Here is a 20046-nt window from a genome sequence, read left to right as displayed (position 1 = left end):
TTGCTGTAAAAAAATAGTAATTTATATGTCTGATTTCTCAGAATCATTGTTTTTACGGCTTAAATTTTGTCTCACTTATAAAAATATTTAAAATTCTATGGAAAACCAAGCAAAAAACAATCCATACTACTCCAGAACAGATACTTCAAAACTCGATATTTCCAATGAAGAATGGAGAAAAATCCTGTCTCCGGATTTATATGCCATTGCCAGAGAAGCCTCAACGGAAAGACCATTCACCGGAAAATATAATGAATTTGATGAATTGGGAGAATATTACTGTGCGGTGTGCGGAAACCATTTATTCCGTTCCACTTCGAAATTTTCTAGCAGTTGCGGCTGGCCAAGTTTTTTTGAAGCAGATAAAGAAGGAGTGTATTACAAAAGAGATACTACCTATGGAATGGAAAGGGTAGAAGTACTCTGTAAAAGATGCGATTCCCACTTAGGACACGTTTTCGATGATGGTCCTCAACCAACAGGATTACGCTACTGTATGAATTCCATAAGTCTGGAATTTGTTGCAGATTCTGAAAAATAATATCATGATGAGCTATGAAAGAAGTTATTAATTTTGATGAACGGAAACCTATTTGGATTGCATTATCTGATCTTTATTTGGATACGGAATTAAAACAGGATTTTCATTTAAAATATATAGCTACCACAATATCCCAAAGCTCGTATACTTTTGATGAGGTGAAAAAAATTAATAAGTATGAAGTTTTTCCTGTACTTTTTTCAAATTTGCTGCTTCCAGCAGGCGAATGGTTTGCGTTTGATGAAAGGATAACTATAAATAGTATTATAGAGTGGATAGAATCAAAAAAAACTTTAGATTTACTGGCTGTTGAATGGGTTTATATGGTATATAAAGACATCAATGAAGAATATTGGGATGAAATTGAATATCTATATAATAAAATAAGAAGTAGCTCATTATCTGGTAGTTAAAATTTCTTAAATTGCGTTAAACTTTGTGGAGTTATTGCGCTTACCCTAATTATGTTTTATACATTTGCTGACTCAATTGGATTTAACATAATAGTGAAATAGTGAATGAAAGCATTGTATAGCTTATTAGGTGCAGCTTACATCGTTACTACTTCATTCTATTTGTCTCCAAAAAAGGCAATCGAAAAGAATGAAATCAGTACAACAAAAATTGTAAGATTAGCCGACACGAAATCTGAGAAATCTGCGGCAACAGCAGAAAGTTCATCAGAAGAATTATACAAATCTATTGTTTTCGAGCAGGGACACGAACTTAATGAGGAGGTTTTTTTCAAAGCAGTAACAGGTTTTGAAAATATGAAGAAAGCAGGTTTGCTTAACGGGGATTCGCATTTACTTACGGTATGCGATTTTTCTATGTCTTCGAACACAAAAAGACTTTGGGTAATTGACATGAATGAGAAAAAGGTATTGTTTAATTCATTAGTGGCGCACGGAAAAAATACAGGCGAAGAATTTGCTACGAATTTTTCTAACACGGAAAGTTCGTTGCAGAGCAGCTTAGGATTTTATATCACGGATGCAACGTACGACGGCGACAACGGCTATTCTCTTAGACTACTTGGAATGGACAAAGGATTTAATGATGCAGCCTACAGAAGAGCCATCGTTATGCACGGCGCAGATTATGTAAGCGAAGAATTTGCCGCCATGCACAAAAGAATCGGCAGAAGTTGGGGTTGTCCCGCAGTTCCGAGAGATTTAACAAAACCGATCATTAATACCATAAAAGGAAGAAATCTTCTTTTTATTTATTATCCGGATCAGAATTACCTTTCCAAATCGGAGTGGTTAAAAGCATAACAGAAAAGCAGTCGGATTTGACTGCTTTTTTTATTTCTATTAAATTAAAAATTTCCTGCACGTTTGTCATTCTGACGAGGGAAGAATCTATTAAATTACTATTTTTCGTTCATTAAGAGCGGATGATACAGAATTGTTTTATCTGCTCAATCTTCCAGAGATTTATTCAAAAAGCTTAAGAAAACTTCTTAAAAATCAACGTGGCATTGTGTCCTCCGAAACCAAAAGCATTACTCAATGCATAATTGATATTCTTTTCTTTCGCTTCTCCAAAAACAATATTCAGGTCTTTCGGGATGTTTTCATCAATATTGTGAAGATTAATGGTTGGCGGAATAATTCCTTTTTCTATCGCTTTGATTGAAAGAATGGCTTCCGCAGCTCCGGCAGCTCCCAGCAAATGTCCCGTCATGGATTTTGTGGCACTAATGTCAAGATTTTTACTTCCTTTAAATAATTTATTGATCCCGTTTAATTCTACCAAATCTCCCATTGGAGTAGAAGTAGCGTGAGGATTAATATAATCAATATCTTCGGTGTTGATTCCAGCTTCCTGTAAAGCCAGTTGCATCGCTTTAATGGCTCCGACTCCATCGGGATGAGGTGCTGTCATGTGATATGCGTCGGCTGTCATCGCAGCTCCTGCCAATTCTGCATAAATTTTTGCGCCTCTTGCTTTGGCGTGTTCATATTCCTCAAGAATTAAGGCTCCCGCTCCTTCTCCCATCACAAAACCATCTCGTTCTGCATCATAAGGGCGGCTTGCGGTGGCAAAATCATCATTTCTTGTAGACATGGCTTTCATAATCGAGAAACCTCCAATGGAAGCGGGAGTGATCGCAGCTTCAGAACCGCCGCTCACAATCACTTTGGCTTTTCCTAATCTGATGTAGTTAAAAGCATCCATCAAAGCAGTATTTCCTGTTGCACACGCTGAAATGGTTGTATAATTGATTCCCTGAAGTCCGAATTTCATTGAAATCATTCCCGAAGCCATATTCGCAATGAATTTTGGAACAAAGAAAGGATTGAATCTTGGCGTTCCGTCTCCTTTGGTAAACTCCATCACTTCACTTTCGAACGTCCACATTCCGCCCTGTCCGGTTCCCCAGATTACTCCGGTGTCGAAAGGATCCATTTTTTCAAGCTCCAATCCGGAATCTGTTAAAGCTTCTGCTGTGGAATACATCGCGTATTGTGAAAAAAGATCACTTCTTTTGATTTCATTATGTGTTAAATGGACTTTCGGATCAAAATTTTTAACCTCACAGGCAAAATGAACTTTAAATTTTTCTGTATCGAAGTGGGTGATTTTGTTGGCTCCGCTTATGCCGTTGATGCTGTTGTTCCAGAATTCTTCAACATTATTTCCTAAAGGCGTTACTGCGCCAAGTCCTGTAATGACAACTCTTTTCATTTAGTTACTGATTTTGAATAAATTAGAGGTTCCTCTTGCAATTAAGCGCGTTTTATCTGCATTCCAGATTTCGCACTCTGCGTTTACAAACTGCTTTCCTCTTTTGATGATTTTCGTTTCAGCTACAATATTATCATTTTCTTTTGCTGTTGAAAAATAATCGATGCTGTTATTTATGGTTACGATAAAGTTTTTTTCGTTTAAAGAGAACATAGTGGCTCCGATAACATCATCAAAAATGGCTGCGGTAACCCCACCGTGAAGATTTCCCATGGGATTCAGCCATTCTTCCCGTACTGTATACTGAAATTCCAATTGTCCTTCTTCTGCCGAAAGAACAACAGGATTCAGCCATTTCATAAAGGGAGAAGGAGATTCTGTAAACTCTTTTCCGATGAATGATTTTAATATTTGTAATTTATCCATATGAATTATGAGATATTTTGTTTAATTTCTTTGTCGATAACCTGTAAGATTTTGTCTAAGGCGATGTTGAGATATTTTTCGTCTTCTATGGTTTTGGATAAAAGAATACCGCCTTCAATCATCATGATGAATAAGGATGCAAATTCCTCCGCATTAATTTCAGGCTTAAATTCTCCGTTTTTTTGTCCTTCCCCGATAGTATCTGAAATCATTTTTATCCAGTCCTGAAAAGAATGACGGACCTTTTTTCTTAATTCCGGAAAGGAATCATTACATTCTGTGGCAGCATTCATTAAAGGACAACCCCCGTGTTGAAAGACAACTTTCCAGTTTTTTCTGTAAAATGCAATAAAAGCATACAGTTTGGCAGACATCGTAGGATATTCTTCACCAAAAGATCTCTGCATATTTTTCTTAAGAATTCCTGCATTGAACTGATATACTTCAAGAGCCACTTTATCTCTGTTTTCAAAGTTTCCGTAAATGCTTCCTTTGGTTAAACCCGTCGCTTTTGTAATGTCCGAAAGGGATGTAGAGGTATAGCCTTTGGTATTAAACAAAGAGGCGGTTTTCTCAATGATGAATTGTTTTGTCTTTTCTGGTTTTGACATTTTTATGCTGAATTCCTGCAAAGATACAAAAATATACCAATCGGTATATTTTATAATAAGATTAAATGTATCCGTCTATATTAAACCATTAAGATTTTATTTAAGAAGTTTAGATTAATTAAGTTGAATATTTTATTTTTTAAATTTTGGCTAAAGCCTTATGGTTTATTTTTTGAATGAAAAAACGGGCTGAAGCCCGTTCCTATTCATGTTGATATTAAGATTTTAAATAATTTATGTGAAGAGCTTAATAGTCTTAACTAAAATCTTAATCGTTCAAACTCTTACTTCGCCAAAGTAGCTTCCAAAGTAATTTCGAAATTGAATGCTGCACTTACAGGACAACCTTCTTCCGCGATTTTTGCATATTTCTGGAATTCTTCTTCTGAAATTCCCGGAACTTTAGCTGTTAACGTTAATTCAGATTTTGTAATTTTTCCTGCGCTTGGATCCAAAGTAATAACAGATTTTGTCGTTAATTCTTCCGGAGTATAACCTGCCTGAGAAAGTTCTGCACTTAATTTCATGGTGAAACAACCTGCGTGAGCCGCTGCCAGTAATTCTTCAGGATTTGTTCCCACTCCGTCTTCAAATCGGCTGTTAAATGAATACTGAGTCTGGTTTAAAGTGGTGCTTTGTGTGGTAAGATGTCCTTTTCCTTCTTTAATAGTTCCGTTCCAAACGGCTGTTGCGTTACGTCTCATAATGTTTTTGTTTTAATATTGTTATTTTGATGTGACAAAGGTATTGCAGATTTCGTTCCAGATAAATACACAAAAAGAACTAACTATTGTACTTTTTTCCCGAATTGTAATTTTTTTTGAAATTTGCAGGAGTACTTCCGATTTTTTGCGTGAAAAGACGGTTGAAATAAGCAGGATCTTCATAGCCCAGATCGTAAGCGATTTCTTTTACGGGTTTATCGGTATAAAATAAAAGCCTTTGGGCTTCCAATAAAATTCTGCTGATGATAAACTGGTTAGGAGATTCCAGATTCAGATTTTTGAATTTATGCGTGAGTGTCTTTGGAGAAATATGAAGCAGTTCTGCATAATCAGCCACATTATGTTTTTCCCGAAAATAAACTTCAAGCAAACGGCTGAAATCCCTGAAAATATCCAGTTCGTGCGCCGGAATTTTTATTTCATCATTATTCAGATTCTGCTTTTTCCATTTTCTGGTGGCGCGAATGATGATTTGTTTAACGTAGGTTCGGATCATTTCCTCTGCGGAAGAATCTTTCCATTCCAGTTCGTTTTTAATGTTTTGAAATAAATGTTGAATTGCAGAATTTTCTTCGGCATCGAGTTCAACAAAAGGAATTTCAAACACGTTATGAAAAAGCAGTCCGTCGCAGGCGACTTCCTTATCATGAATCTGAATACAATAAAAATCGCGGTTATAGTAGATCAGATGCGATTCGTTGCTTCCATTTTCAATTTGCAGATGCTGATTCGTCAGAAAAAATAAAGCCGGATTTTCTGTTTTATAATGTCTGAAATCCACAGACAAGTCATATCCCGCAGGAACATAGAAAATTTTAATTTCAGATTTGTATTTGTTGTCTTTAAAATCGTGCAGATTGTTTTTGGAAAAAGTTTCGAATCCCAGTTTCTTGTACTGGTCTTCAAAGATAAGTGTTTGCGACATCCTTTTGCTTTCCTATAAATGTACAAAAAAGCATGATCTAAAATAATCATGCTGTAAATTTAATATTAAAAAGTTTCATTGAACTTTACCTGTTTTTCTATTTTGGGACGCCATTCTTTTTGATTAGACATAGTCGCAAATATCTTGTCCTGAAAATAAATCTCGTACCAGATTGTTTTATTAAATTTACCAAGGTTTTCAAAAACTTTTTCAGAATGTATGATAAGTTTAAGGATGAATTCCTCATTGGCATCACGATGATTATTAATGATCTGGCTTAGTAAGATGGGAGTGATATTTATATCTTTAGCAAATTCATTTCGTTTTGAATAAATGGTGTCAATATATGTTTCTAAAAATGCAGTAAAATGGTTTTGGTGATCGTATACAGGAGCTTTAAGATAGCTATCCATCTTTAATTTTAATTGCAAAAGTTTGGCTCTTATAATTTGTTCTTTGGAAGGTTTGTTTGCTCTTTCCAAACGGGCTTTTACTATAGCTTTATAGTCTTTTTTTCTTTCTTCAATGCCGGTATATCTTGAATCGACACCATACTCGGCATTTTCGTTTACTTTGTTTTTATTAGTGATCGTCTTCATATTCTTTAATTATATCTAATATTTCAGGGACTTCCAAACATAGTGACTGCCCTGCAATGTACATTTTATATTTATCTATATAGTGTTGATATATAGCTGTTTTAGGCTTTAGAGAAACACAGGCAAACTCTCCAAATTCCTTTACGGCAATTTTTGCAACATAAGCAATTAAGTTTCCTGCTATTTTGTCATATTTTTTATTTTTTCCTTTATTTTCTGCTGAAACAGTAAGAAGTCTGATGTGAACTCTTAACTCTTCCGGAATAATTTCAAAAGAGATTAATCCTAAAATATCCTTTGTCCTTTTAATGATGAGTTTACAAATATTTTGCTCTTTTTCTTCTTTCCAATTAAAGAAATACCTTTCCTTGTTTAATAAATTGTAGTCTGCGCTTTCTAAAGGCAGAATCTCTATCGGAAAAATTTCTCCTGTCGAAAGCTCTACAATATTCATGTAATAAATATACGAAAAAGTTTCCAGATTGTGCAAACTTTTTTGTTCCGTTTTTTATATCAATATTAAATAAAAAGCATGATTCCAACACTATTAAATTATTGAAACCATGCTTAATAATATACATTTAATTGCTGAATTTTCTGAACAATTAAGAGGATTTAAGTTGTTAAGTTTAGTTTAGAAAATCAAATTGATTTTAATAAGGATAAAACTAAAAATGCGAAGCTCATCTTAATATTCTAAACTCCTTAACAGAAATCTTAATAATTTAAACTCATTGCAAATAATATTAATTCTGGTTTTCAGCTTACAACTCAAACTCAATAACTCAAAAACCCTCAAACTCTCAAACTTAAAAAGTAACATCCAGTCCCACATAAAAATTAGCTTTCATGATCGGAGCATACACCATTCCGCCGTCAAAATAATTTCCGAAAGGATTTTTAACATCAACAATGGCATTTTTCTGATAATAGGAAGTTAAATTTTCTCCTCCTAAATACGCCCTGATTTTCTTATTGAAATTCCTTGAAATCTGTGCATTTAAAACCGCATAGGATTCGGAATAGGAAGGAAGCTGAAACTCTGCAGGATTCGATGAAGTATTGGGAAGCCTCTGTTTTCCGACTGCATTCAGTGTGGTGTCGAAACTCCAGAATCCACCTTTGCTGTTTTTGTTGGTAGAATAGGCAAAATTCACAAAACCTCTGTGTTTCGCCATGAAAGGAACTTCACGTCTTCCATCCAGATAATCTGCCTGAACATCGTAATATTTGTAAGCCAGTCTCACCTCAAAATTTCTGAAAGGAATGAAATCCCACTGAGTCTGGAAAGAATTTGCGAAAGACTTTCCCTCAAGATTATAGAAAGTTAATTGTTGAGGAGACCGGTCCAGATCCACCATCACCTGATTCTGAAAATCCGTTCTGAAAAAATCAGCAACAACGGTAGATTTTCTTCCGAAAAGTTTGAATTCCTGCTGTAAACTGGCTCCATAATTCCAGGCAATTTCAGGTCTTAAACCGTAAATATTCCCTCCGTTCTGCAATACCTGAATCGATCGGTTGGATGCAAAATACTGCTGACTTTCGGCAAAAATATTGGCTGTTCTGAATCCTCTTCCTGCGGAAAGTCTCAAAATCGTCTGCGGGGTAAAATCATATTTAAAATTCAATCTCGGAGTGAACTGTGTTCCGGCAAGATTATGAAAGTCTACTCTTGCTCCGGCAACTAAGGTGTACTTTAAACCCGTTAAAGTATATTCCGCAAAAGCTCCCGGAACAATCTCGTTTCTTTTGATCGTTGAGGTTAAGTATGTTTCGTCATATCCATCATACATGAAGCTTGCTCCGGCTTTGTATTTATGATTGGTATTTCCCAAAATACTTTCAAAAATTAAATTGGAATAATACGTCTGCTGCTTTCCGGAATAATTTCTCAGTCCGAAAAAGCTGTCCTGCTGATGAAAAGTGTACTGGTTCATCCAGCCCAGACTCTGATAAGGTTTTCCTTTAAAAACATAGCCTGTTTTATTCCAGACCTGAAATCTGGAGATGTCAATTCCAACTCCGTACAGCGACTGCTTTTCCTGTGGCACTTTTTTATCGAATCCGATCTGTCCCGAAGTTCTTTCGTCTTTGATGAAATTAATTCCAAAATGCGAACCCAATCCTGAGTTCTCCAAATCGTTGTAATTCAATAAATAAGCTGCGTTTAATTGAGTTCCTTTCGGTCTGTCCAGAAATCCGTCATCATTCATATCAGTATCTCCGAAAGTTCCGTTTCCATGCAGTAAAAATGTCTGCGACCATTTTTTGTTGATGGGTGAAACACTGGTGATATTGGCTTCTGCTCTTCCGTTAAAATCTGAAAATAAATTCAGTGAAGTTTCCGGCTTTTCTGCATTTTTCAGCAATTCTGTATTAATTTGTCCTGTAATGCTTTCATAACCGTTCGTTACGGTACTTCCGCCTTTGGTAAGCTGAATGCTTTCAATCCATCGTCCGGGAATGAAACTCAGTCCGTAAGCGGAAGCCAATCCGCGGATTTCGGGAAGTAATTCTTTTGTTAAGCTTGTATATTTTTGGTCTAAACCTAACATTTTCAGTTGTTTTGTCCCTGTAACGGCATTGCTGAAAGAAACATCAACCGTTGCGTTGGTTTCAAAACTTTCAGAAAGGTTACAGCAGGCTGCTTTCAGGAGTTCTTTTTTATCAATATTAAAAATAAGTCCTGCTTCTTTTTTGTTTAAAGACGTTGCTGCTTTTGATCCGGTTACCGTAACGCCTTCAATATTTTTTTCATGACTGCCGTGATTTTCACCCGCTTCTTCATGATCACTGTGGTCGGTGTGTTCCGAAGGATTTCCTTCTTCCGCATGAACTTTCGGATTTGCTTCTCCAAAAGGAGTTTCTCTGTCATACAGACAACAGGAAGGCAGGTTTTTATAGGTATTATCGCTGGATTTATACTTCTCGTTATCATGACCAACTTCCGCAATTTTCTTTAAAATTTTGTCTGATGATGTTTTATTCGGATCAAAATTCAGCGTTACAATTTGTCTTTCGGCATTCCATTCTGCGGAATCTGCTCCGGCATCTTTTGCCGCTTTTTCAATTCTTACTTTGCAGGATTCGCAATTGCCTTTTACATAAAATTCATTCTCTTTTTTAGCATGATTTTCATGATTTTCAATGGTTTGCGGTTGTAAATCTCTGGTGTAATGACAACATCCCGGAAGAGCTTCATACGTTTCAGCAGAGGCTTTGAATTTTTCATTGTCATGACCTGCTTCGGCGATTTTTTTTAAGATTTCATCAGAAGAAGCATTGTTGTCTGTTTCAATGGTTAATGTCTGTAAATCAATTGAATAGATTGCTTTTTTTGCACCTGCTTTCTTAGCGGTATTTTCGATTCTTTCTTTGCACATTTCACAGTTTCCTTTTACTTTGAACTGGTTTTTTGAAAGATTCTGGGCAAAAATACATTGTACGGATAATAAGAATACACCAAGAATAATCCTGGAAATATATAATTTCATTTTGTTTAAAATTTAGATTAATTAAAGCTTGAATGCTGCAATATAAACATCAGGTCGGTAACCAGTCATTGTGATGCCGGTCAACCGATGTTTAGTAACATTATTTTTAATTAAGCTATTTTCGGCGGCTGCCAGATTTCTTTTAAACGGCTTGAAAGATAAGGATCAGAATATTCGAACTGTGAATTTTTATTCGATTTGTAATACGAATATTCTAACTGTAAACTCTTTGAAAAAGGAGTTTCTATAAAAGTATAACAGGCTAAACACGTTGAGCAGCAATCGTCGTTACAATTTGATTTCTGTTCTTTTTTGTGATGATTGTTTTCGGAATTTTGAGAATGATCTTTTTTACAGCAGCTCATTTCAGCATCTTTTTTGCAACAGTTTTCCTGCATATTCTGTGCATAGAAACTGTCTTTAGGAACTAAAAAAATTCCCAAGCAGAAAATAATTAAGATGATCTGAAAAAATTTCATTACTACAAAAGTACAAAATTTCTTACAATGGCTCTCCAACTTTCTTCGCACAGTCATGCCAAGGCTCTCCATGCGGAGGATTTACTGCCGGTTTCGGACCTGTTGGAGCAGGTGTCGGAGCCGGAGCCGGAGCGTTTTGTGCGATATTTTGCTGTACAGGCTGCTGAACCGGAGCCGGTTTACTGTTCAAAGGTTGTCCTACCGGAATGTCGCATCGATGTCCCGGTTCTCCGTGAGGCGGATTCATCCCTTTCGGAGTTTTTACGGTTTTTGCTTTTCCGCTTTGGTCTACGGCAAATTTTCCGGGTTGTAAAGAATTCGGATCAATCTGAATGGTCTGTCCCTGCGGAGCATTTACCGCAACATTCTGAGTTCCCTGTTGAGGTTGTGCAGGAGCAGAATTTAATGGCTGTCCGACCGGGATATCGCATCTGTGGCCGGGTTGACCGTGTGGCGGATTCATTCCGGGAGAAGTGACGGTTGACGTTCCCGATCCTGTTGTTGTTTTAATTCCCGCCTGATCCAGAATAGAGGCTTTAGGAGTCTGATTAACCGCTACAGGAGCTTGCTGAACTCCGGCTTCTTCTTTAAGATAAGTAGCTCTCTCATCTTTCTTACACGATACAGTAAATATAGAAATGGCAAGTATGCCTAACAATGTATTTTTCATATAAAACAAAATTAGCAAAACATTTTTAAATGCTTTGCCAATTTTATAATAATAGTGATATTTTAGAATTAATTCTTAACTAAAAGTCTGAATCCTTCTCCGTGTACGTTGATGATTTCCAGTCCTTCGTCGTCTTTCAGAAGCTTACGAAGTTTAGCAATATAAACGTCCATACTTCTTGCTGTAAAATAGTTTTCTTTCTTCCATATCTTTCTCAATGCTAAGTCTCTCGGCATGAAATCGTTTCTGTGGATGCAAAGAAGCTTCAACAGTTCGTTTTCTTTTGGAGAAAGCTTGTATTCGTTATCGCCAACTCTCAGTTGTCTCAGCATAGAATCAAAGAAAATATTGCTGATCTTGAACTGTTCCTGCTCTTCATTTTCTAAGGTGGAACTTCTCTGAAGAATTGCTTTAATTTTATATAAAAGAAGCTCGGTATCAAATGGTTTTGTAATGTAATCATCTGCTCCCAACTGATATCCTTTTAAGATATCCTCTCTCATATTTCTTGCGGTTAAGAAAATGATCGGTGTATTTTTATCTATTTTTTTTACGTCTTCTGCTAATGAAAAACCGTCTTTTTTAGGCATCATCACGTCGAAAATACAGATATCGAATTCGTTTTCTGTAAATTCTTTCAACCCCTGTTCTCCGTCTGTAGCAAGAGTAACTTCGAAGTTATTTATCGTTAAATAATCCTTCAGCACTGCCCCAAAACTCTGGTCGTCTTCTACTAATAATATTCTGTTGCTCATAGTTTTAACTATTAATCGTTAATAATTTTGAATGAACAAGTCATTCTCCTCTTTTCTAATATTTGTTTATTGGTTAAATTTTTATCTATGCCATCGGAAGCTTTATTGTAAATGTACTTCCTTTTCCTTTTTGTGAATCTACAATAATCTGTCCTTTATGGAGTTCCACAATCTTTTTAACATAGGAAAGTCCTAAACCCTGTCCTTTCACATTATGAATATTTCCTGTTTCTTCCCTGAAGAATTTTTCGAAAATTTTCGTTTTATTCTGGGTTTCCATTCCCATTCCTTTATCCGAAACTTCAATTACATAAAAATGCCCTTCGTTTCTTGTTTTAATAGAGATTTCAGGCGTTTCCGGAGAATATTTATTGGCGTTGTCCAAAAGGTTTACCAGCATGTTCGAGATGTGAAATTCATCAATTTTAAAATTATAATTCGTTGCATTAAATTCTTCTCTCAGTGTACCGTTTCTCTGCTTTACAATAAGGCTGAAAGATTCCGCTGTTCTTCTGATGAGTTCTCTTACATTGGTTTCCTTCAGGAATAATTTTACCTCATTACGCTCAAGTTTAGACATATTCAGAACGTTTTCCACCTGCTTTTTCATCCTCAGATTTTCCTGCTTAATCAGTTCCGAGTAGTATTTTACCTTTTCCGGATTGGTTGCAATCTTATCATTCGCCAAAGAGTCTGTTGCCACGGAAATCGTTGCCAGAGGAGTTTTGAACTCGTGAGACATATTGTTGATGAAATCTGTCTTTACTTCCGCCAGTTTTTTCTGCCTCATCATATAATTAATGGAAATAATATAAATTCCCAAAATGGTAAGCAGAGAAAGAAAAGTTCCCAAAAGCATCGGCCAGTTGTTCATGGCTAAAGAATAATCTTTCTTTGGAAATACCAGAGCGAGACTGTAAAGTGTTCTTTCTTTCTGATCCGTAAAAAGCGGATAACTATATGTATTATTGTCTTTTTTCTCCTTATAATCTTTATTGAAAACTTTGGTGAGATTATTATTCTTATCAATAATTCCGTAACCAAATTTCGCGCTGATTCCTCTGATTTTTAATTCTTTGGTAATAACAGAATCTAAAATTTTTGCATCAACTCTTTTGCTGATTGGTAAATTATTTCCTATAATCTTCGCATATTCCTTCATCGCATAATCTCCATTCTCCAGATCCTGATTAATGTCTGCGGTAAGGATTTCCCGATTAGTCGTATCTCTTTTTATTTTATAAGCAGCTTCGTCAGAATATAATTTTGTAAGCTTGATGGAATCTCCCTGTTTGGAAATCGGAAGCTGACTTTTTTCAATAATATTTTTAGAGTAAATAATCTGTCTCTGCGTTCCGGAATCTTCTACCTGCTGAATCGTCGTTAACGTAGGTTGATCGCTGTTTGCTAAAATATTGTTTCTGAAATCTTTATTGTCAATATTTAAATATTTATCTACTTCAATTTCTTCCATGTTTTTGGAAGTGCTTTCCAATGCGGAATACACTTTATTGGAAAACTCCTGTTCCAGTGCACCGTAATAATTTTTCAGCCAATAAAACTGGAGCGTAACAAAGACAATCAGTGAAATTGTCATAAACACCGAAATTATTGGGATGAACTTATTATTCATTTACTTTATTTTAATCGATTTTGAAATAATGAGTGTTAAAATTAATTATTTTATGACTTGATAAACAAAAAACGCGCCAATAAATTGTGTAATTTTTCTTAAAAACGCGTTATTTAACATTTTTTTATAAATTTTTAATTTTTTATTATAACAACCGCTGTGCATTAAAATAAAAAAGGAAAGTAAAATGTACTTTCCTTTTTTTATCACTAAAATATTTCCTCATCCTGAAAATACTGAATAATTGCTTTCTTCATTAAAAGCTGCTGTTCGTTCGGTTTCAGTTCCGGAAGATCTTCCAGCTTATCAAAGTGTGGATATCCATCATCATCGTAATGCGAAAATTTATAATATCCGAAAGGCTCCAGTAATCTGCACACTGCAATGTGGATTAAATTCACCTTATCATCTTTTGTATATTTCTGCTGTCCGCTTCCCAGTTCCTGAAGTCCGATCAGGAAAAGGTAGGTTTCTATCGGAGCATTTTTTTCCGTATCGAAATTTTCAATAAAGAATTGCTCTATTTTTTGCCATAGTTCCGCTTCGTTCATTATATATCAATTCTTTTTATTGTTTATTCTGTTTTTTCGGGAAAATAAACATAATCCCTATATTTTGCCTTCCAGCTTCATCAGGAAAGCATATTCCAAAGCATCTTCTTTCAAAGATTCAAATCTTCCGCTCGCTCCGCCGTGACCTGCGCTCATGTCTGTTTTGAAAATCAGGATATTGTCATCCGTTTTCAGCTCTCTCAGTTTTGCCGTCCATTTTGCAGGCTCCCAATATTGTACCTGCGAATCGTGCAATCCGGTGGTAATCAAAAGATTTGGGTAATCTTTAGCTTCTACATTATCGTACGGCGAATATTCTTTCATATAATGATAATATTCTTCGTCATTCGGATTTCCCCATTCGTCGTATTCTCCTGTCGTTAAAGGGATGGTTTCGTCCAGCATGGTCGTTACAACGTCCACAAAAGGAACCTGTGCTACAATTCCGTTAAACAGTGAAGGTTCATAATTCATTACCGCTCCCACCAATAGTCCTCCTGCGCTTCCGCCCATGGCGTACAAGTGCTTTGAAGAAGTATAATTTTCTTTAATTAAAAATTTTCCGGCATCAATAAAATCGAAGAATGTATTTTTCTTGAACAGCATTTTTCCGTCTTCATACCATTCTCTTCCCAGATATTCTCCGCCTCGGATGTGGGCAATCGCGTAAATAAAACCTCTGTCTAAAATAGAAAGTCTCACGTTCGAAAAACTTGCATCAACGGTATGTCCGTAACTTCCGTAGCCGTACAGAAGTAAAGGTGTATCCGCAGATTTTGGGGTGTCTTTATGGTAGACCAGAGAAATAGGAACTTTGGTTTCTCCGTCTCTTGAATCTGCCCAGATTCTTTCAGAAATATAATTTTCGGCAAAGAATTTTCCGCCCAAAACTTCCTGCTGTTTCAGAAGCTTTGTGGTTTTTTCCTTCATATTATATTCGTAGGTGGAACTTGGCTGTGTAAGAGAAGTGTAGCCGTAACGTAGAACTTCCGTATCAAATTCCAGATTTACTCCGATGTAAGCGGTATAAGTAGGATCTGAAAACGGCAGATAATGCGATTCCTGCGTTTTTTCGTCAATGATCTTAATCTGTAACAGACCTTGTTCTCTTTCCTCAAGAACCAGATAGTTTTTAAAGATCTCAAAACCTTCCAGCAGAACTTCCGGACGGTGCGGAATAACATCCACCCAGTTTTCCATTCCGCAGTTATTAATCTTTGTCTTTACAATTTTGAAATTAAAAGCATCGTCTGCGTTGGTAATGATGTAGAATTCATCTTCGTAATGCTCAACCGAATATTCCAGATCATCTATTCTGGGCTGAATAATCGTCCAGTCTGCGAAAACATCATCCGAAGGAATAAATCTGTGCTCATCCGAAATGGTACTCGAACTGGCAATGAAAATATATTCCAGAGATTTGGTTTTGAAAACATTTACATCGAAGGTGTCATCCTCTTCATGGAAAATCAGCACATCATCCGAAGAATCTGTCCCCAGTTTGTGTCTGTACACCTGAAAAGCTCTTAAACTTTCATCTTTTCTGATGTAGAAAATATGTTCGTTATCATTTGCCCAGACTGCTTTTCCTGTAGTGTTTTCAATTTTATCAGGAAGAATTTCTCCGTTCTGTAAATTTTTAAATTTAATGGTGTAGATTCTTCGGCTCACATTGTCCGTTGAAAATGAAGCCAATTGGTTGTTTGGAGAAACAGCAACATTTCCGACTTCAAAATAACTTTCACCTTCTGCCAAAATATTAACGTCCAGAATAATTTCTTCTTCGTTTTCGAGACTTTGGTATTTTCTGCAGAAAATAGGATATTCTTTTCCCTCTTCGTAACGAACGATGTACCAGTATTCGTTAAAAAAATAAGGTAAAGATTCGTCATCTTTTTTATAACGGGCTTTCATTTCCTCAAAAAGTTCTTCCTGAAAAGACTCTGTATCCTTCATGATGAAATCTGCATATGCATTTTCTTCTTCAAGATATTGTATCACTTCCGGATTTTCTCTTTCATTGAGCCAGAAATAGGGGTCAATCCTTTTATCACCGTGTGTTTCAAGTATTTTTTCTATTTTTTTTGCCTTTGGAGCTTCCATTCAATATTAATTCTTGTTCAAATTTAGTTAAAAAAAAACCATCTTTCCGGTAAGAAAAGACGGTTCCTGTATATTTTTGTATTAAAACTTACTTGTGTAGCGCTTTAATATACTTTTCCAAAGCCATCGTCATGGACGGAGTTTCCTTTGTAGGAGCCATTAAATCTACTTTCAGCCCTGCTTCTTCTGCTGCTGCTGAAGTGGTTGCGCCAAAAACGCCGATTTTTGTTTCTTCCTGTTTGAAATCCGGAAAATTCTGCTGTAAAGACTTTATTCCCTGCGGACTGAAGAAGATCAGCATATCATAATCTTTTACATTAATGTCTGTAAGATCGCTGCAAACCGTTCTGTACATGATGGCTCTTTTCCAGTCTACATTAGAAGCCTCCATTGTTTTGGTAATATCCGGACTTAAAACATCTGATGAGGGCAAAAGATATTTTTCGCTCGGGAATTTTTTAAACAGTGGAAGAAGGTCCGAGAAATTCTTTTCCCCGAAGCTGATCTTTCTTTTTCTGTATACAATATGCTTTTGAAGATAATTCGCAATGGCTTCCGACTGACAGATGTATCTCATCGTATCAGGAACCGAAAAACGAAGCTCTTCAGCTAATCTGAAGTAATGGTCGATCGCATTTTTACTCGTGAAAATAATTCCGGTATATTGTGTAAGATCGATCTTTTGTGTTCTAAGCTCTTTATTGTCAACTCCTTCGACGTGGATGAAAGGGCGGAAATCAATCTTTATCTTTTCCTTCTTTGCAATTTCCAGGTACGGAGACGACTCACTTGGCGCTGGTTGAGAAACCAATATAGACTTTATTCTCATCATTGACAGTTATTAAAAAAACAATAGTTTCCAAAGCAACAAAACGGGTGCGATTTGGAGCGTGCAAATATACAAAAATTTATAATACCATTTCTCGGGTAAAATGTTGTTCTTATGAAATAAATAGAAAAACACCTTGAAAATGAATACAAAAGAGAAAAAGAAAATGTAATATAAAAACATTTTATTTCTGTCGATCGGGAAATAATAGTGGGTTACACATAAAATTATTAACAAAAAAGACAGGATAAAATAAAATTTTGTAGAGGTAAAATAAAAAACAGTCCATTTTTTTCCGTCACCAATGCTTTGGAAAAATAAAAATCCTAAAGTTGATTTTACTGCATAAAAAAGAATAACTGCAATTAAACAGAATCCGAATTTATTAAGCTGATATCCCAAAACCTGAAGATCAGCAACAAATTTAGGAACAACAGGAATATACTGTGAGATTAAAACCGAAAGCGTAAGAGTGATAACACAGGAAGTGATTACCCAGCTCGGAAGGTTGTTACTGGCATCAAAATATTTTTGAAGCAGAAAGTCTTTCAGGTTGGCTTCTCTTTCTACAACGTTCATCATAAAAAGGTATAAAAAGATACAGCCCAGCAATATAAAGATTACCCAATCGTTATTTTCAGGTATTCTTACATGATTTATAAATGTTTGTGATAACGGCAACGGAATTTTTTTGCAAAATTATAGATTATTTTGTATAAAATAAAAAGGTTAAATAAACTATCTTTGCAAACTGAAATGAAAAAACTGGTCATAATTCCGACTTACAACGAAAAGGAAAATATTGAAAATATTATTTCCGCAGTTTTTGCATTGGAAGATGACTTTCATATTTTGGTAGTGGATGACTCGTCTCCTGATGGAACGGCGGATCTGGTGAAGGATTTACAGAAAAAATTTCCGCACTATCTTCATCTTTCGGTACGAAAAGTGAAAGATGGTTTGGGAAAAGCATACATTCATGGTTTTAAATGGGCAATCGAAAACAAGTATGACTATATTTTCGAAATGGATGCCGATTTTTCTCACAACCCGAATGATCTTCCTAAACTGTATGAAGCCTGTTTAAACGCAGATATGGCAATCGGTTCCCGGTATTCCAAAGGAGTAAATGTGGTAAACTGGCCAATGGGACGCGTTTTGCTGTCTTATTTCGCTTCAAAATATGTGCGGTTTGTTTTAGGACTTCCGATTCATGATACCACGGCAGGTTTTGTCTGCTTTTCAAGAAAGGTGCTGGAAGAAATTGGTTTGGACAACGTAAAATTAAAAGGATACGGATTTCAGATCGAAATGAAATTCAGGGCTTTTAAAAAAGGATTCAGAATTGTAGAAGTTCCTATTATTTTTACAAACAGAATTCTGGGAGAAAGCAAAATGAATGGCGGTATCATTCATGAAGCCGTTTTTGGAGTTTTAAATTTAAAATGGAAATCCATCATCAACAGATTATGAAAAAGCTGATCTTCATTTTCGTTCTGATGTGTCTGTTTTCATGCGGAGACTACATCGATAAGCCTAAAAATCTGATCCCGAAAGATCAGATGGCAGAAATTATGGCTGATCTTTCCATCAACGATCAGGCGACTTTCATGTATCCCAACACAAATCTGGAGGCAGGAACAAGATATATCCTGAAAACGCACAACGTAAAATCTCAGGATTTTGTGGAAAGCTTCAAATATTATGTTGTGAAGGAAGAGATGAGCGGTATTGCAGATGATGCCCAGAAAATAATATTAGAGAAAGATCCGAAAGCGGATCAGTATGTAAAGGATAAAAAAAATAAAACAGGAAATCTTCAGAATCCTCCTGCTTTATCGAGATAATTTAAGATGCAAAAGTTTTTTAATATAGAAAAAACCTCTGAGAGAAAGGCAAGAGCCGGAGAACTTACCACAGATCACGGTACGATTCAGACGCCTATTTTTATGCCTGTAGGAACCGTTGCAAGTGTAAAAACCGTTCATCAGAGAGAATTAAAAGAAGATATCAAAGCTCAGATTATACTGGGAAATACTTATCATTTATACCTTCGTCCGGGAATGGAAGTCATGCAGAAAGCAGGAGGTTTGCATAAATTCATGAACTGGGATCTGCCGATTCTTACGGATTCGGGAGGTTTTCAGGTGTTTTCGCTTGCAAGCAGCAGAAAAATGTCTGAAGAAGGAGCCCGATTCAAATCTCACATCGACGGAAGTTACCATATGTTTTCTCCCGAAAAATCCATGGAGATCCAGAGACAGATCGGAGCCGATATTTTTATGGCTTTTGATGAATGTGTGGCGTATCCGTGCGAATACAATCAGGCAAAAACATCAATGGAACTTACACACCGTTGGTTAAAAAGATGTATTGAATGGACGGAAAACAATCCTGAGTTGTACGGTCACAAGCAAAGGCTTTTCCCCATTGTTCAGGGATCTACTTTTTCAGATTTAAGAAAAATTTCCGCAGAAGTCATTGCGGAAGCGGGTGCTGAAGGAAACGCAATTGGCGGTCTTTCCGTAGGCGAACCTGAAGAGGAAATGTACAGAATTACAGATGAGGTTACCGATATTCTGCCAAAAGAAAAACCGAGATATTTAATGGGAGTGGGAACTCCGTGGAATATCCTGGAATCCATCGGTTTGGGAATCGATATGATGGATTGTGTGATGCCGACAAGAAATGCCAGAAACGCAATGCTTTTCACTTGGAAAGGGGTAATGAACATGAAAAATGAAAAGTGGAAGAAAGATTTTTCGCCTCTGGACGAATTTGGAACAAGTTTCGTAGACAGAGAATATTCTAAAGCGTATGTAAGACATTTGTTTGTTTCTAAAGAATATCTGGCAAAACAGATTGCTTCCATCCATAATTTAGCTTTTTATCTGGATCTGGTAAAAGTGGCAAGAGAGCATATTATGGCAGGAGATTTCTATCAGTGGAAAAATTCGGTGGTTCCAATTCTTCGTCAGAGATTATAATTAAAAATAAAAACGCAGTAA

At 36.1% G+C, this 20046-nt stretch carries 22 protein-coding genes; 6 read left to right on the top strand and 16 right to left on the bottom strand.

The features are described from left to right. The first annotated feature begins 97 nt into the window (after positions 1–97). The 3 genes from msrB to H6W52_RS17725 all read left to right on the top strand — a co-directional run bounded on the left by msrB (position 98) and on the right by H6W52_RS17725 (position 1818). The gene (gene msrB, locus H6W52_RS17735; RefSeq protein ID WP_108409118.1) at positions 98–541 is read left to right on the top strand and encodes a peptide-methionine (R)-S-oxide reductase MsrB; all 444 of its coding nucleotides are present in this window, start codon (positions 98–100) and stop codon (positions 539–541) included. Between the two features lie 14 nt (positions 542–555). Continuing rightward, positions 556–954, top strand: coding sequence for a hypothetical protein (locus H6W52_RS17730; protein WP_116099442.1), 399 nt, complete (start codon positions 556–558; stop codon positions 952–954). Between the two features lie 105 nt (positions 955–1059). Next, positions 1060–1818, top strand: coding sequence for a murein L,D-transpeptidase catalytic domain family protein (locus H6W52_RS17725; protein ID WP_116099441.1), 759 nt, complete (start codon positions 1060–1062; stop codon positions 1816–1818). A 175-nt stretch (positions 1819–1993) separates the two neighbouring features. Here the strand turns inward: H6W52_RS17725 and fabF are convergent, their stop codons facing one another. The 16 genes from fabF to H6W52_RS17645 form a co-directional block, all read right to left on the bottom strand. Beyond that, on the bottom strand, positions 1994–3235 hold the full coding sequence (fabF, locus tag H6W52_RS17720; RefSeq protein WP_116099440.1) for a beta-ketoacyl-ACP synthase II: 1242 nt from the start codon (positions 3233–3235) through the stop codon (positions 1994–1996). Continuing rightward, positions 3236–3661, bottom strand: a complete 426-nt coding sequence (locus H6W52_RS17715; RefSeq protein ID WP_116099439.1) for a PaaI family thioesterase — start codon at positions 3659–3661, stop codon at positions 3236–3238. Between the two features lie 5 nt (positions 3662–3666). Next, positions 3667–4272 (bottom strand): TetR/AcrR family transcriptional regulator, encoded by a 606-nt coding sequence (locus H6W52_RS17710; RefSeq protein ID WP_116099438.1) that lies wholly within the window; start codon positions 4270–4272, stop codon positions 3667–3669. Between the two features lie 284 nt (positions 4273–4556). Further along, the gene (locus tag H6W52_RS17705) at positions 4557–4976 is read right to left on the bottom strand and encodes an OsmC family protein (RefSeq protein ID WP_116099437.1); all 420 of its coding nucleotides are present in this window, start codon (positions 4974–4976) and stop codon (positions 4557–4559) included. 79 nt (positions 4977–5055) lie between these two features. Continuing rightward, positions 5056–5922, bottom strand: a complete 867-nt coding sequence (locus tag H6W52_RS17700) for a helix-turn-helix domain-containing protein (RefSeq protein WP_116099436.1) — start codon at positions 5920–5922, stop codon at positions 5056–5058. A gap of 65 nt (positions 5923–5987) precedes the next feature. Then, positions 5988–6521 carry a hypothetical protein gene (locus H6W52_RS17695; protein ID WP_116099435.1) on the bottom strand — a complete coding sequence of 178 codons (534 nt, stop codon included), beginning with the start codon at positions 6519–6521 and terminating at the stop codon, positions 5988–5990. After that, entirely contained in the window at positions 6505–6975 is a 471-nt protein-coding gene (locus H6W52_RS17690; RefSeq protein ID WP_116099434.1) for an N-acetyltransferase, read from the bottom strand. Before H6W52_RS17690 ends, H6W52_RS17695 begins: the two co-directional genes overlap by 17 nt. A 355-nt stretch (positions 6976–7330) precedes the next feature. Further along, the gene (locus tag H6W52_RS17685) at positions 7331–10018 is read right to left on the bottom strand and encodes a TonB-dependent receptor domain-containing protein (protein WP_116099433.1); all 2688 of its coding nucleotides are present in this window, start codon (positions 10016–10018) and stop codon (positions 7331–7333) included. Positions 10019–10128: 110 nt separating this feature from the next. Further along, a complete protein-coding gene (locus H6W52_RS17680; protein WP_116099432.1) occupies positions 10129–10497 on the bottom strand; it encodes a hypothetical protein in 369 nt (122 codons plus the stop codon). Positions 10498–10519: 22 nt separating this feature from the next. Continuing rightward, the gene (locus H6W52_RS17675) at positions 10520–11167 is read right to left on the bottom strand and encodes a hypothetical protein (RefSeq protein ID WP_116099431.1); all 648 of its coding nucleotides are present in this window, start codon (positions 11165–11167) and stop codon (positions 10520–10522) included. Between the two features lie 68 nt (positions 11168–11235). Then, entirely contained in the window at positions 11236–11922 is a 687-nt protein-coding gene (locus H6W52_RS17670; RefSeq protein ID WP_027380477.1) for a response regulator transcription factor, read from the bottom strand. Between the two features lie 85 nt (positions 11923–12007). Further along, positions 12008–13555 carry a sensor histidine kinase gene (locus tag H6W52_RS17665; RefSeq protein ID WP_116099430.1) on the bottom strand — a complete coding sequence of 516 codons (1548 nt, stop codon included), beginning with the start codon at positions 13553–13555 and terminating at the stop codon, positions 12008–12010. Between the two features lie 209 nt (positions 13556–13764). Then, on the bottom strand, positions 13765–14106 hold the full coding sequence (locus tag H6W52_RS17660; protein WP_116099429.1) for a hypothetical protein: 342 nt from the start codon (positions 14104–14106) through the stop codon (positions 13765–13767). A gap of 57 nt (positions 14107–14163) precedes the next feature. After that, entirely contained in the window at positions 14164–16209 is a 2046-nt protein-coding gene (locus tag H6W52_RS17655) for a S9 family peptidase (protein ID WP_116099428.1), read from the bottom strand. An 88-nt stretch (positions 16210–16297) separates the two neighbouring features. Beyond that, positions 16298–17038 (bottom strand): uroporphyrinogen-III synthase, encoded by a 741-nt coding sequence (locus H6W52_RS17650; RefSeq protein WP_076391975.1) that lies wholly within the window; start codon positions 17036–17038, stop codon positions 16298–16300. A 12-nt stretch (positions 17039–17050) separates the two neighbouring features. Continuing rightward, positions 17051–17719, bottom strand: a complete 669-nt coding sequence (locus tag H6W52_RS17645) for a DUF4271 domain-containing protein (RefSeq protein WP_116099427.1) — start codon at positions 17717–17719, stop codon at positions 17051–17053. A 75-nt stretch (positions 17720–17794) separates the two neighbouring features. Between H6W52_RS17645 and H6W52_RS17640 the strand changes: the two genes are divergently transcribed. From H6W52_RS17640 to tgt, 3 genes are read left to right on the top strand one after another with little or no spacing between them, the layout of a single operon-like run. Then, positions 17795–18511 carry a polyprenol monophosphomannose synthase gene (locus H6W52_RS17640; protein ID WP_087708623.1) on the top strand — a complete coding sequence of 239 codons (717 nt, stop codon included), beginning with the start codon at positions 17795–17797 and terminating at the stop codon, positions 18509–18511. Beyond that, positions 18508–18885 carry a DUF4296 domain-containing protein gene (locus H6W52_RS17635; RefSeq protein WP_116099450.1) on the top strand — a complete coding sequence of 126 codons (378 nt, stop codon included), beginning with the start codon at positions 18508–18510 and terminating at the stop codon, positions 18883–18885. The genes H6W52_RS17640 and H6W52_RS17635 overlap by 4 nt, the downstream gene beginning before the upstream one ends. A 6-nt stretch (positions 18886–18891) precedes the next feature. After that, positions 18892–20025, top strand: a complete 1134-nt coding sequence (gene tgt / locus H6W52_RS17630) for a tRNA guanosine(34) transglycosylase Tgt (protein ID WP_116099426.1) — start codon at positions 18892–18894, stop codon at positions 20023–20025. Positions 20026–20046: the final 21 nt, after the last annotated feature.

This window comes from Chryseobacterium sp. C2(2020), from assembly GCF_014218915.1.
Classification (GTDB): Bacteria; Bacteroidota; Bacteroidia; order Flavobacteriales; family Weeksellaceae; genus Chryseobacterium; species Chryseobacterium mucoviscidosis.
Note: the sequence above shows the minus strand (reverse complement) of the source record. Positions and strands in the feature narration are given on the sequence as shown.